General features: G+C 58.9%; 10 protein-coding genes. 7 read left to right on the forward strand and 3 right to left on the reverse strand.

Features of this window, described 5'->3' with window-relative positions:
* Positions 1–93: 93 nt before the first annotated feature.
* From gcvP to metR, 3 genes are all read right to left on the reverse strand, one after another.
* Positions 94–2958, reverse strand: coding sequence for an aminomethyl-transferring glycine dehydrogenase (gene gcvP, locus ABRP31_RS04870; protein WP_349971542.1), 2865 nt, complete (start codon positions 2956–2958; stop codon positions 94–96).
* 10 nt (positions 2959–2968) lie between these two features.
* Positions 2969–3352 carry a glycine cleavage system protein GcvH gene (gcvH, locus tag ABRP31_RS04875; RefSeq protein WP_095101330.1) on the reverse strand — a complete coding sequence of 128 codons (384 nt, stop codon included), beginning with the start codon at positions 3350–3352 and terminating at the stop codon, positions 2969–2971.
* Positions 3353–3764: 412 nt separating this feature from the next.
* On the reverse strand, positions 3765–4682 hold the full coding sequence (gene metR, locus ABRP31_RS04880) for a transcriptional regulator MetR (protein ID WP_087269065.1): 918 nt from the start codon (positions 4680–4682) through the stop codon (positions 3765–3767).
* Positions 4683–4804: 122 nt separating this feature from the next.
* Between metR and metE the strand changes: the two genes are divergently transcribed.
* From metE to ABRP31_RS04915, 7 genes are all read left to right on the forward strand, one after another.
* A complete protein-coding gene (gene metE / locus ABRP31_RS04885) occupies positions 4805–7108 on the forward strand; it encodes a 5-methyltetrahydropteroyltriglutamate--homocysteine S-methyltransferase (RefSeq protein WP_349971541.1) in 2304 nt (767 codons plus the stop codon).
* Between the two features lie 156 nt (positions 7109–7264).
* Complete coding sequence (locus ABRP31_RS04890) at positions 7265–8257, forward strand: alpha/beta hydrolase (RefSeq protein WP_349971540.1); 993 nt, start codon at positions 7265–7267, stop codon at positions 8255–8257.
* A 56-nt stretch (positions 8258–8313) separates the two neighbouring features.
* Positions 8314–8961: a DsbA family oxidoreductase gene (locus tag ABRP31_RS04895; protein ID WP_349971539.1), complete on the forward strand. Its 648-nt coding sequence runs from the start codon at positions 8314–8316 to the stop codon at positions 8959–8961.
* A gap of 297 nt (positions 8962–9258) precedes the next feature.
* Positions 9259–9972, forward strand: a complete 714-nt coding sequence (locus ABRP31_RS04900) for a GntR family transcriptional regulator (RefSeq protein ID WP_349971538.1) — start codon at positions 9259–9261, stop codon at positions 9970–9972.
* Entirely contained in the window at positions 9969–10982 is a 1014-nt protein-coding gene (locus tag ABRP31_RS04905) for an ADP-ribosylglycohydrolase family protein (protein ID WP_349971537.1), read from the forward strand. The genes ABRP31_RS04900 and ABRP31_RS04905 overlap by 4 nt, the downstream gene beginning before the upstream one ends.
* Positions 10983–11128: 146 nt before the next feature.
* The gene (locus ABRP31_RS04910; RefSeq protein ID WP_349971536.1) at positions 11129–12598 is read left to right on the forward strand and encodes a cytosine permease; all 1470 of its coding nucleotides are present in this window, start codon (positions 11129–11131) and stop codon (positions 12596–12598) included.
* Positions 12588–13511: a PfkB family carbohydrate kinase gene (locus ABRP31_RS04915; protein WP_349971535.1), complete on the forward strand. Its 924-nt coding sequence runs from the start codon at positions 12588–12590 to the stop codon at positions 13509–13511. Before ABRP31_RS04910 ends, ABRP31_RS04915 begins: the two co-directional genes overlap by 11 nt.
* The last annotated feature ends 99 nt before the right edge of the window (positions 13512–13610 follow it).

The following is a 13610-nucleotide window of genomic DNA, read 5'->3' on the forward strand; positions in this document are numbered from 1 at the left end:
CTGCGAACACCTGCGAAGCAGGTGCCATTAGGTCAAAGACCGTTCCGGTCTCCTCGCAGCCTTCGGCAGTTCCTACAAGGAATGACGTGGCATTTATGCCTCTTGATAGCTCTCGATGGACGGGCAGGCGCAGATCAGGTTGCGGTCGCCGAACACGTTGTCGACGCGGCCAACCGGTGGCCAGTACTTGCCATCGATCAACGACTCGACCGGATACACCGCTTGTTCGCGGCTGTACGGGTGGGTCCACTCGCCAACGATTTCCGCCGCCGTGTGCGGGGCGTTTTTCAACGGGTTGTCTTCCTTGTCCAGTACGCCGCTTTCCACTGCACGGATTTCTTCGCGGATCTTGATCATGGCGTCGCAGAAACGGTCCAGTTCCTCTTTGGATTCGCTTTCGGTCGGCTCGATCATCAAGGTGCCAGCGACCGGGAACGACATGGTCGGTGCGTGGAAGCCGAAGTCGATCAGGCGCTTGGCGACGTCATCGACACTGATGCCGCTGGTTTCTTTCAGCGGACGCAGGTCGAGGATGCATTCGTGGGCCACCAGACCGCTGCTGCCGGTGTAGAGCACCGGGTAGTGTTCTTCAAGGCGGCGAGAGATGTAGTTGGCGTTGAGGATCGCCAGTTGCGAAGCGCGTTTGAGGCCTTCGCCGCCCATCATGCTGATGTACATCCAGGTGATCGGCAGGATGCTGGCGCTGCCGAATGGCGCTGCGCAGACCGCGCCTTCCTTGCGATCCATGGTGGCGTGGCCTGGCAGGAACGGGGTCAGGTGCGACTTGACGCCAATCGGGCCAACGCCCGGGCCGCCACCGCCGTGAGGGATGCAGAAAGTCTTGTGCAGGTTCAGGTGAGACACGTCGCCGCCGAACTTGCCCGGTGCGCAGAGGCCAACCATCGCGTTCATGTTGGCGCCGTCGATGTAAACCTGGCCGCCGTTGTCGTGAACGATGGCGCAGATTTCGCGGATGCCTTCTTCAAATACGCCGTGAGTCGACGGGTAAGTGATCATGATCGCGGCCAGATGATCGCGGTGCTCGATGGCTTTGGCGCGCAGGTCTTCGATGTCGACGTTGCCACGGGCATCGCACGCCGTCACAACAACGCGCATGCCAGCCATGTTGGCGGTGGCCGGGTTGGTGCCGTGAGCCGATTGCGGAATCAGGCAGATGTCGCGGCGCTCGTCGCCACGGCTCTGGTGATAGGCGCGGATCGCCAGCAGGCCGGCGTATTCGCCTTGAGAACCGGCGTTAGGCTGCAGCGAGATCGAGTCGTAACCGGTCGCCGCGCAGAGCATTGCTTCCAGTTCGTCGGTCAGTTGCTGATAGCCCGCGCTTTGTTCGGCAGGGGCGAACGGGTGCAGGTTGCCGAATTCAGCCCAGGTCACGGGGATCATTTCGCTGGCAGCGTTGAGTTTCATGGTGCACGAGCCCAGCGGGATCATGGTGCGATCCAGCGCCAGATCCTTGTCGGCCAGTTTGCGCAGGTAGCGCATCAGCTCGGTTTCGGAGTGATAGCGGTTGAATACCGGGTGGCTGAGGATCGCCGACTCACGCAGCAGTGCTTGCGGCAGGCGGGATTCAGTATTTTGCTCTAATGCTGCGAAGTCCGGCAGGGTCTGCCCTTCGCCGGCAAAGATCGCCCACAGGTCTTCTATCGATGCTTGCGAGGTGGTTTCGTCCAGCGACAGGCCAAGACGCTGAGCGTCGATTTCCCGCAGGTTGATCTGCTGGGCGCGAGCTTTGGCATGCAGCGCTGCAGTATCGGCGCCGGTGTTCACGGTCACGCTGTCGAAGAAGTACTGCTGCTCGACGTTCAAGCCCAACTGGCTTAGGCCTTTGGCGAAAATGGCCGTCAACTGATGCACGCGGTTGGCGATTTGCGTCAGGCCGCGCGGGCCGTGGTAAACAGCGTACATGCTGGCGATGTTGGCCAGCAGCACCTGGGCGGTGCAGATGTTGCTGGTGGCTTTCTCGCGGCGGATATGTTGTTCGCGGGTCTGCATCGCCAGGCGCAATGCTTGCTTGCCGTGACGGTCCACCGAAACACCCACCAGACGGCCTGGCATGTCGCGCTTGAAGGCATCTTTAGTTGAGAAGTAAGCCGCGTGCGGGCCGCCGAAACCCAGTGGCACGCCAAAACGCTGGGCGCTGCCGATGGCCACGTCTGCACCAAATTCGCCAGGTGGCGTCAGTAGAGTCAGAGCCAGCAGGTCGGCCGCTACAGCCACCAGTGCGTTGGCGGCGTGGAAGCGCTCAACCAGTTCGCGGTAATCAAACAGGTCGCCATTGCTGGCCGGGTATTGCAGCAGGGCGCCGAAGAACGGGCTGACATCGGTCAGTTGTGCTTCGTCAGCCACTACAACAGTAATGCCCAGTGGTTCGGCGCGCGTGCGCAGCACGTCGAGGGTTTGCGGATGGCAATGGCTGGAAGCGAAGAACTGGTGGCTGCTCTTGTTCTTGCTGAGGCGTTTGCAGAAGGTCATGGCTTCGGCAGCAGCGGTGGCTTCGTCGAGCAGCGAGGCGTTGGCAATCGGCAGGCCGGTCAGGTCGCTGATCAGGGTCTGGAAATTCAGCAGCGATTCCAGACGGCCCTGGGAAATTTCTGGCTGATAAGGCGTGTAGGCCGTGTACCACGCCGGGTTTTCCAGCAGGTTGCGCAGGATCGGCGCAGGCGTGTGGGTGTTGTAGTAGCCCTGACCGATGTAGGTCTTGAACAGCTGGTTCTTGCTGGCGATGGTTTTGATCGACGCGAGTGCGTCGGCTTCGCTCAAGCCCGGCTCCATGCCCAGTACGCTGGTGCCTTTGATGCTTTCCGGGATGACGCTGGCGCTCAAGGCTTCCAGCGAATCAAAGCCCAGGGTTTGCAGCATGGCTTGCTCGTCAGCAGCACGTGGGCCGATGTGACGGGCGATGAATTCGTTGGCGGTGTTCAGTTGAATGCGGTCAGTCATGGTCTGCTCCTCAGGCTTCGGCGTTGGCTTTGATCAGACGGTCGTAAGCGTCCTGATCAAGCAAGCTATCGATAGCGCTGGCGTCTTGGGGAATGAAGCGGAAGAACCAGCCAGCGCCAAGGGCGTCTTCATTGACCAGTTCTGGAGTAGCGTCGAGGGCCTGGTTGACTTCAACCACTTCGCCATCGAGCGGCATGTTGATGCTGCTGGCTGCTTTTACCGATTCCACTACCGAAGCTTCGGCGTCTTTGGCGTAGGTCTGCAGCTCAGGGAGTTGTACGTAAACCACGTCACCCAGAGATTCTTGCGCATAGGGCGTGATGCCTACGGTGACACTGCCATCGGCTTCGGCTCGCAGCCATTCGTGATCGACAGTGAATCGCAACTCGCTCATAAATACTCCTAAGGTGACGTAGCGCTCGCAGCGGGCGCAATCATTGATCTTAATCACTTAGCAAATATGCGGCCAATAATTAATTTTCTATATTAATCAATGGCTTGAGAGTTTTTCGAATGGCGGTCTTGCACTGTCCTGTAGCGAAATCGATACAGCTTGTATCGCGTTACAAATGCTTGGTGGATCAAAGCCTTGGCGGCTATGGATATACGGATGTCGTAATGAAATCGTTACGTCGTATTGATTTCGATACAGATGGGGGTGGTGCTCAACGATCTCCTGTGGGGGCGGTGCTTGCCCGCGATAAGGCTGGGTGCGATCTAGTGTAAATCGCGTCCAGCCTTATCGCGGGCAAGCACCGCTCCCACAGGATCGCATTACCAAGTTGAGAGCTTGTTTGCCCCTATCGCTATCGCACCGCACTCACCCCATCCAGTGTCGAGAACGAGGTGTCTTTTGCGGTGAGCAAAAAGTCGCGCATGTAGGGCGCGTCCAGCATGTCGGTTCGCACTCCGGCATAGAGTGTAGCGAACAATCCTTTTTCGCCCAGGCGCTTGCCCTTTACGTAACCCCGCGAGCTGTATTCATGCAGCGCCCAATGCGGCATCCCGCACACGCCGCGGCCGCTGGCGACTAGTTGCATCATCATCACGGTCAGCTCCGATGTGCGGACTTGAGCCGGTTCGATGTCGGCGGGTTCGAGGAAGCGAGTGAAGATGTCCAGCCGATCTCGCTCTACGGGGTAAGTGATCAGGGTTTCCTTGATCAGGTCTTCGGGGACGATGTACGGCTTGCTGGCCAATGGATGTTGATTGGCAACGGCGAGCATGGCTTCGTAGGTGAACAACGGCACGTAGGTAATGCCCACCAGCTCAAGCGGGTCTGACGTCACTACCAAGTCCAGATCGCCACGGGCCAGGGCAGGCAGGGGCGCAAAGGCAAAGCCTGAGGCGAGGTCCAGTTCGACTTCCGGCCAGGCGTCGCGGAATTGGTCGATAGTCGGCATCAGCCACTGAAAACAGCTATGGCATTCAATCGCCATGTGCAAGCGCCCGGCAGTGCCGCCCGCCAGCCGTGCAATGTCACGTTCTGCGCCCCGCAATTGCGGCAATACGGAGTCGGCCAGTTGCAGCAGGCGCAGGCCGGCGCTAGTAAAGCGCACAGGTTTGGTTTTGCGCACAAACAACGGCATACCCATCCGCTCCTCCAGTTCCTTGAACTGGTGGGATAGCGCTGATTGCGTCAGATGCAGGCGCTCGGCGGCTTCTACAAGGCTGTCTGCCTCACGCAAGGCGTGCAGGGTTTTCAGATGGCGTATCTCAAGCATGTTGTCTCGCAGGCATATCAGCACTTCATGAATGGATTTTGTGATCAACACGAAAACAATGAGTTTGTCTCACGTTGCTCCGGCTGTCGACAATAGCGTCATATTTCGACAGGAGCTTCATCATGGCCTTGGCCCACAATCTTGGTTTTCCGCGCATCGGTGCTGATCGCGAATTGAAAAAAGCGCTGGAAGCATATTGGAAAGGCAGTCTTGATCAGGACGGTCTACGCCGTGTCGGCCAAGACCTGCGCGCCACTCATTGGCAGCTGCAAAAAGACGCGGGCATCGACCTGTTGCCGGTAGGCGATTTTGCCTGGTACGACCAGGTGCTGGGCCACTCACTGGCGTTCGGTGTAGTTCCTGAGCGCTTTGCGGGCACCAAAGATTCTCGCGGCTTGCCGACGCTGGATACCCTGTTCGCCATGGCCCGCGGTGCCGAAAGCTGCTGCGGCGGCAGCCATGGTCAAGAGCAATACGCTCAGGAGCTGACCAAGTGGTTCGACACTAACTACCACTATCTGGTCCCGGAATTCACTCAGGATCAGCGCTTCCAACTGAGCTGGGAACAGTTGTTCGAAGAGGTGGACGAAGCCCGTGCTCTGGGCCACAAGGTCAAGCCAGTGCTAATCGGGCCGTTGACTTACCTGTGGCTGGGCAAAGCCAAGGGCGACAACTTCGACAAGCTGGAGCTGCTGGAACGCCTGCTGCCGGTGTATGGGGAAATCCTCGGTCGGCTGGCGGGGCAGGGTGTGGAATGGGTGCAAATCGACGAGCCGATCCTCACGCTGGACCTGCCTCAGGACTGGAAAAACGCCTTCGAGCGGGCTTATCACAGCCTGCAATACTCGCCCTTGAAGAAGCTGATCGCGACCTACTTCAGTGGCCTGGAAGACAATCTCGGGCTGACGGCTTCGTTGCCCGTGGACGGTCTTCACATTGATCTGGTGCGTGCGCCGGACCAACTGGCTGCGGTGCTGGATCGCTTGCCGACTTATAAAGTGCTGTCACTGGGGGTGGTCAACGGGCGCAATGTCTGGCGTTGTGATCTTGAGCAAGCACTGGATCAATTGCGTGAAGCGCAGCAGCGTTTTGGCGACAATCTGTGGGTGGCCGGCTCTTGCTCCTTGTTGCACAGCCCGGTTGATCTGAGCCGTGAAGACAAACTCGATACCGAACTCAAAAGCTGGCTGGCATTTGCCGTGCAGAAATGTGGCGAAATTTCGCTGCTCACCAAAGCTTTGAATGATCCAGACAGTATAAAAAATGCGTTGGCCGAAAGCCGCGCCGTACAAACCAGCCGCCTGCAATCGCCGCGTATTCACAAGCCGCAGGTCCAGGCACGTATCGCTGCTATCACCGCGCAGGACAGCCAGCGCCAGTCAGCCTTCGCCGAGCGTATCGAGCGGCAACGTCAGCGTTTGAATTTGCCTGCATTTCCGACAACGACCATCGGCTCGTTCCCACAGACTGCGTCGATTCGCCTGGCGCGACAGGCTTTCAAGCAGGGCAAGCTGTCCGCCAATGATTACCACGACGCGATGCGTCATGAGATCCGCAATGCCGTGCAGATTCAGGAGCGCCTTGGGCTGGACGTACTGGTACACGGTGAGGCCGAGCGCAACGATATGGTCGAGTACTTCGCCGAGCAACTGGACGGTTATGCATTCACCCGCTTTGGCTGGGTACAGAGCTATGGTTCTCGGTGCGTCAAACCAGCAGTGATCTTTGGTGATCTGAGCCGCCCGCAGGCCATGACCGTGGAGTGGATCAGCTATGCACAAAGCCTGACCGACAAGCTGATGAAGGGCATGCTGACCGGTCCGGTGACCATGTTGATGTGGTCGTTCCCACGTGAAGACGTGTCCCGCAAGGTACAGGCGCAACAACTGGCGCTGGCGATTCGCGATGAAGTGGTGGACCTGGAAGCGGCCGGCATCAAGATTGTGCAGATTGATGAGGCCGCTTTCCGCGAAGGCTTGCCGCTGCGCAGGGCGCAATGGCAGGAGTATCTGGATTGGGCGGTTGAAGCCTTTCGCTTGTGTGCCAGCGGTGTGCGGGACGAAACGCAGATCCATACCCATATGTGCTACAGCGAATTCAACGATGTGATCGAGTCCATAGCGGCGATGGATGCCGATGTGATCACTATCGAAACCTCGCGCTCGGACATGGAGTTGCTGGAGGCCTTCAAGGCGTTCGACTATCCGAACGACATCGGCCCAGGGGTTTACGACATTCACTCGCCCAGAGTCCCAGGCACTGAAGAGATGGTGCGGTTGATGAGCAAGGCGGTGCAGCACGTGCCGGCCGAGCGTTTGTGGGTCAACCCGGATTGCGGCCTGAAAACCCGCGCCTGGCCCGAGACCGAGGCGGCATTGGTGAATATGGTGGCCGCAGCGCGGCAACTGCGCAGCCAGTTGGCCTGATTTTCGAAGGGGGATTGCTCCCACGAGGTCGTGCGGTTGGCTCGAAAACGACCGCTCAGCCCCCTTCATCAAACTGTCACGTAAGTGTGGCAGCGCGCTTTGCAAAACTTCATCACACTCGTTGCCTACTGGGGATCTGTTTGTTGGTGTTTGTTAATGCGCGTTCTTCTTTTTCTGGCCGCACTTTTGTGCGGCTTGCCGTCTTTTGCGGCCTCCAAATGTGATGTCAATGTTCCTGTGCAGATAGCCGCGCTCAAAGAAGTGCGGCTGGCTTATCAGAGTATCGGCAACGAATCCGACCCTGCCTTGTTGCTGGTCATGGGGCTGGGTGGCCAGTTGATTCACTGGCCTGACGAAGTCGTGGCAGCGCTGTGTCAGCAGGGTTATCGGGTCATCCGCTACGATAATCGTGACGTCGGTCTGTCGACCTGGATTGCCCCGCCAGCCAACGCCAATCTCACTTATGAAGTGCTGCGCTACAAGCTTGGCTTGCAGGTGTCTGCGCCGTATTCATTGACCGACATGGCAGACGATGCGCTGGGTTTGATGGATGCGCTGCAGATTCGCCAGTTCCATGTGCTGGGCGCGAGTATGGGCGGCATGATTGCGCAGCATCTGGCCGATCTTGCACCGCAGCGCATTGAAAGCCTGACCTTGATCATGACCAGCTCTGGAGCGCAGGGTTTACCGATGCCCAATGCTGCGTTGCTGCAATTGTTGGCCAAGCGCGGTGCGCCAAATCGCGATGCAGCGCTGGAACAACAGGCTGACTTGCTCGCGGCGTTGGGTAGCCCGGAAGTCAAAGATGACCGCGCCATGTTGTTGCAACAGGCCGCCGCGTCCTACGACCGGGCGTTCAATCCTGAAGGCGTGAAGCGTCAGATCCTGGCGATTCTGGCCGAGCCTAGCCGGGTGGAATTGCTCGACCGTCTTCGTCTGCCGGTGCTGGTGGTACACGGCACCGCTGACCCATTATTGCCGGTGATGCATGGCGTGCATGTGGCGGCGCACATTAGGGGTAGTCAGTTGCGGCTGATTCCGGGCCTGGCGCACCGTTTTCAGGAAGCCTTCAAAGCGCCCTTGCTGGCCGCCGTGTTGCCCTACTTGCGAGCGCAGCACGACGACGGCCGGAACATGGCTCAGCTTTGAACAATCTTCCAACTTAGGCGTATCGTGGTGGCTTTCTTTTCCATAGAGAGCCTGCCATGAGCACTCCGCTAAAAATCGATTTCGTTTCTGATGTGTCCTGCCCCTGGTGTGTCGTCGGTCTGCGCGCGCTGAACGAAGCACTCGCTGAATTGGGCGATGAAGTTCGGGCGCAGATTCATTTCCAGCCTTTTGAGCTGAACCCGAACATGCCCGCCGAAGGTCAGGACCTGAACGAGCACATCTTCGAGAAATACGGTTCGACGCCTGAGCAGTCTGCCGCCAACCGGGAAAACATTCGTCAGCGTGGGGCCGAGCTGGGATTCACTTTCACCCAGGGTGACCGTCGTATCTACAACACGTTTGACGCCCACCGGCTGCTGCACTGGGCTGAGCTTGAAGGCAAGCAAAAAGAACTGAAAGAAGCATTGTTCGCGGCTTATTTCACAGACCTTGCCGATCCTTCCAGCCATCGCGTATTGGCCGATGTTGCACAGAGAGTCGGTCTTGATCGTGTTCGGGCCGAGGCGATTCTGAGCAGCGACCAGTTTGCGGCCGAGGTTCGCGAGCAGGAGCAATTGTGGGTTTCACGGGGCATCAGTTCAGTGCCAACGATTGTCTTCAATGACCAATATGCGGTCTCGGGTGGGCAGCCGGTTGAAGTGTTTGTGAGTGCCATTCGTCAGATATTGGGTGAGGGGAAATAACCCGCCCGTCCTTTTGCTGACCTCCAGTGGGAGACTCTATGTTTGTCCGCAAGCTGATTGACGACGTGGGACCGGCTTCAGCCGGGAAGGCGGTGTTTCTGCAGAAGAAAATTTAGCCTCTGTCCGGGCATCTTGCAAAGCTTGGTCTGAGCGGCATTTCAACGATAAGACCCATGCAATCTAAGGTGAATTGAGTCCAGCCTTATCGCGAGCAAGTTCTGCTCCCACAATTGCTCACTGCTTCTTCATTGAAATATATGTTGCTGACTGAGGTCACTATCGGTTATCACTTTGTACATGATTAGACATGTCCGATTTGATAAAAAACAACGCGTGGTGGATGAGCTTGCACGACGCATCGAATGTGGCCAGCTGGAGTCGGGCAATCTGTTGCCGGGCGAGCATCTGCTGGCGCAGGAATTCGATGTCAGCCGCGGCACGTTGCGTGAAGCCCTCGCCGAACTCAAACGACGCAATTACATCGCCACCCAATCCGGTGTCGGTTCGATTGTGACCTACGACGGCATCAGCCTCGATCAGCGCAGCGGCTGGGCGCAGGCGTTGGCCGATACCGGGGCGAGGGTTACCACCGAAATCCTGCGCATCCAGCAGGTCGAGCGGGCAGACCTGCACAGCCGTTTCGGTACAGCCCATTTCATCGCCATCGATCGCCGCCGCAGTGCCGCCGATGGCAGTGTGGTTTCCCTTGAGCGGGCGTTGATCCCGGCCATCGAAGGGCTGGAAAACCTGCCTGACATTGGTTTGATCGAAGATTCCCTGACCATCACTTTGGCCGCTCACGGCTTCGTCGGTGATCGCGGAGATCAATGGATCGGCGCTGAGCCCCTCAGCGCTGACGATGCATTGTTGATGATGCGCAAGCCTGGCAGCGTTTTTCTCAAAGCCATCCGCACGACTTACGATCGCCATGAGCGCTTCATGGAACACGTGGAAAGTCTGCTGGACCCGGTGCATTTCCGGATGCATCTGGCGTTCGGAGGTCAGTCATGACTGTTGTCGACAAAACCGATCGTGCCCTGGGGGCGTTCTACGGGCTGGCCTTGGGCGACGCCTTGGGCATGCCGACCCAGTCGTTGAATCGTGCACAGATCCAGGCGCGTTTCGGCCGGATTCAGACCTTGATGGCCGCCGATGCTGATCAACCCATTGCGCCGAACATGCCCGCAGGGTCAATCACCGATGACACCGAGCAGGCGGTGCTGGTCGGCCAATTGCTGGTGGCCGGGGCAGGGCGCATCAACCCTTCTGATCTGGCTCAAAGCCTGATCGACTGGGAGGCGGTGATGCAGGCCAAGGGGTCACAGGATTTGCTCGGTCCTTCCACCAAGCGTGCTATCGAAATGATCCTCGCTGGCCACAGTCCTGAAGAGTCTGGCCGATTTGGCACCACAAATGGTGCCGCCATGCGCATCACCCCGGTGGGCATTGCTGCCGACATCGCCGACCCGCAGCGATTTATTGCTTCGGTAATCCAGGCCTGTCAGGTCACCCACAACACCACCTTGGGTATTTCCAGTGCTGCTGCAGTGGCTGGCGCCGTTTCCGCCGGGATCAACGGTGCGAGCCTGAGCGATGCGCTCAAGCTCGGCATCGTCGCCGCCAAACTGGGCGAACAGCACGGGCATTGGGTGGCGGGCGGGCGCATCGGCGCACGTATCGAGTGGGCGCAGCAGTTGTGCGTCGATTGCGATAACGAGGCATTGCCGGATTTGCTCTATGACGTCATCGGCACGTCCGTCGCATCGCAGGAGTCGGTGGTCGCGGCCTTCGCTCTGGTTCAACAGGTCGCGGCGGATCGTTTGTCGGCATTTGACGCGCTGTGCATGGCGGCCAGCCTGGGCGGCGACACCGACACCATCGCGGCAATTCTGGGCGCGATTCTGGGGGCCAGTCAGGGCTTGCAAGCCTGGCCACCGGCGCTGATTGATCAGGTCAAACGTGTCAACGGGCTGGAGCTGACAGCTCTGGTCGAGGGATTGCTGGCCTTGCGTTCAGCCTGAGCTTGTTGATGTGAAGAATGCTGACGCCACGCGGGTAACCGTCGTGGTGCCAGGCATCCGGCTGTCCCGACGGCCACACATGACACGGACGTGTTACTGATTCCGCACTGCCCACAACCAAAATAACCGGCACTGGAGCTAGGCTCATGACTTCATCGAACGGCACACAAAGCGCAGGACAACTTGAAACTCGCGGCATCGAGCCGGTCCCCGAAAGCGAATGCAATGGTCATCCGTTGCAGCTGTTCTGGGTGTGGTTTGCCGCCAACATCAGCATTCTCGGCTTGCCATTGGGTGCGACGTTGGTGGCCTTTCGAGGCTTGTCGATCTGGCAGGCAATCATTGTGGCGATTCTCGGTGCGGCGGGTTCGTTTGCCGTGGTCGGGGTGATCTCCATCGCCGGTCGCCGTGGACGTGCGCCCAGCCTGACCCTGTCTCGCGCCATCTTCGGCGTACGCGGCAATATCGGCCCGACCATTGTGTCGCTGATGTCGCGCCTGGGTTGGGAAACAGTCAATACCACGACGGCAGCCTTTGTGCTGCTGTCGCTGTCCGCGATCCTGTTCGGTACTCCGGTTGAAGCGAAAAACACCCCGGCCCTGACCCTGGTGTTCATCGCCATCTTCGTACTGATGACGCTGTGCGTTTCCGGTCTTGGCCACGCTACGTTGCTGGTCATTCAGAAATGGGCGACGTACATCTTTGGCGCGTTGAACGTGGTGGTCGGCGGATTCCTGATTGCCCATATCGACTGGAACGCCGTTTTCAGTGCGGCGCCTGCACCGCTGAGCGCGATGATCATTGGCGTGGGTATCATGGCGGCGGGCACCGGCATTGGTTGGGCCAACGCCGGTGCAGACATGTCCCGTTATCAGCACCGCAGCGTCAAAGCCACGCGATTGGTGGCTTCGGCGGCGTTTGGTGCAGGGATTCCGCTGGTGTTGCTGATTACTCTTGGCGGTCTGTTGTCTGTGGGCAATGATCACCTGGCTTCGGCCACAGACCCGATCATCGCGATCCGCGAATTGTTGCCGAACTGGATGGCGGTGCCGTACCTGATCACTGCGTTTGGTGGCTTGCTGCTGTCGAATAACCTCTCTGTATACTCGGCGGGTCTGACCACCTTGACCCTGGGTTTAAAGGTGAAACGGGTTCACGCGGTCATCGTCGATATCGTCGCGATTTTCATCGGCTCGATCTATTTCATGCTCATCGCCGAGAGTTTCTACGGCCCGTTCATTACCTTCATCTCGCTACTGGCAGTGCCGATCACGGCTTGGGTCGGGATCTTCATTGTCGACCTGATCCATCGCCAGGTGTACTCGGGCAAAGACCTGATGGATGTCTCGCCGAGCAGTGCCTATTGGTACAACGGCGGCGTGGAGTGGCGTGCGCTGGGGGCGTGGGCATTGGCCATCGTGCTGGGCTTCAGCTTTACCACCGTCGCCACTACCGCGGACAACGTGCTGTTCACCGGTTTCCTCTCCGATTCATGGCTGGGTCATAACGGCCTGGGCTGGATCGTGACCTTCCTAGTGGCGGGTGGTGTTTACGCCGTCCTGGGCGGTGCCCGAGATCGCCGAATGTTTTCAGAAGAGGTCCAACATGCCCGCTAGATTGCTGCACACCGGCCAGGTCGTCGTCGACCTGGTCATGGCGCTGGATAAGCTGCCCGCCTCGGGCGGCGACGTGCTGGCCAGTTCCGCGCGGTTCGAAGCCGGTGGTGGTTTCAACGTCATGGCTGCGGCCCGTCGCAACGGCATGCCGGTGATCTATCTGGGTCGCCATGGCAAAGGCCAGTTCGGTGACCTGGCACGTCAGGCCATGACAGCTGAAGGTATTCAATTCAGCGCTGCGTGCAGCGAGGAACAGGACACCGGGCTGTCCGTGGCGCTGATCGAGCCGTCGGCTGAGCGCTCATTCATTTCTTATGTGGGGGCCGAGGGCGGCTTGTCGGCGCAGGATTTGAACAACGTGATGGTGCAAGCTGATGACTATGTTTACGTCAGTGGCTACAGCTTGTTGCACGAAGGCAAGGTGCAGAGCCTGCTGGATTGGCTGGGGTCGTTGCCGACCAGTGTGACCGTGGCGTTCGATCCGGGCCCGCTGGTGCATTCGCCCGATGCGCCGCAGGTCAGGGCGTTGCTGCCTCGGCTTGATTTGTGGAGCAGCAATTGCGAAGAGGCGTTGCGTTTCACTCAGTGCGAAGACATTGCACAGGCGCTTGACCGGCTGGATGAGCTGCTGCCGGATGACGCCTTGATCGTGGTCCGCGACGGGCCGAAAGGCTGCTGGGTTCGCCAGCATCGGGAGACGCGGCATGTAGGCGGTTTTCCGGTTCAGGCCATCGACACAAATGGCGCAGGTGATGCCCATGCAGGCGTGTTACTTGCCAATCTGGCGGCGGGCTGTTCGTGGGAGCAGGCGGCATTGCGAGCTAATGCTGCGGCGGCAATTGCTGTGACTCGCTGGGGGCCGGCGACATCGCCGGATGCGCAGGAAGTGGAGGCGTTGGTGAGGGCCGGGTAAACGGACGTGGAACCGGCTTTAACCGGGAAGGCGGCATTTCTCATGATGAAAATGCAGTGACTGTACTGGCCTCTTCCCGGCTAAAGCCGGTCCCATGAC

The sequence above is a fragment of the Pseudomonas caspiana genome (assembly GCF_040224095.2).
In the GTDB taxonomy this organism is placed as follows: Bacteria; Pseudomonadota; Gammaproteobacteria; order Pseudomonadales; family Pseudomonadaceae; genus Aquipseudomonas; species Aquipseudomonas caspiana.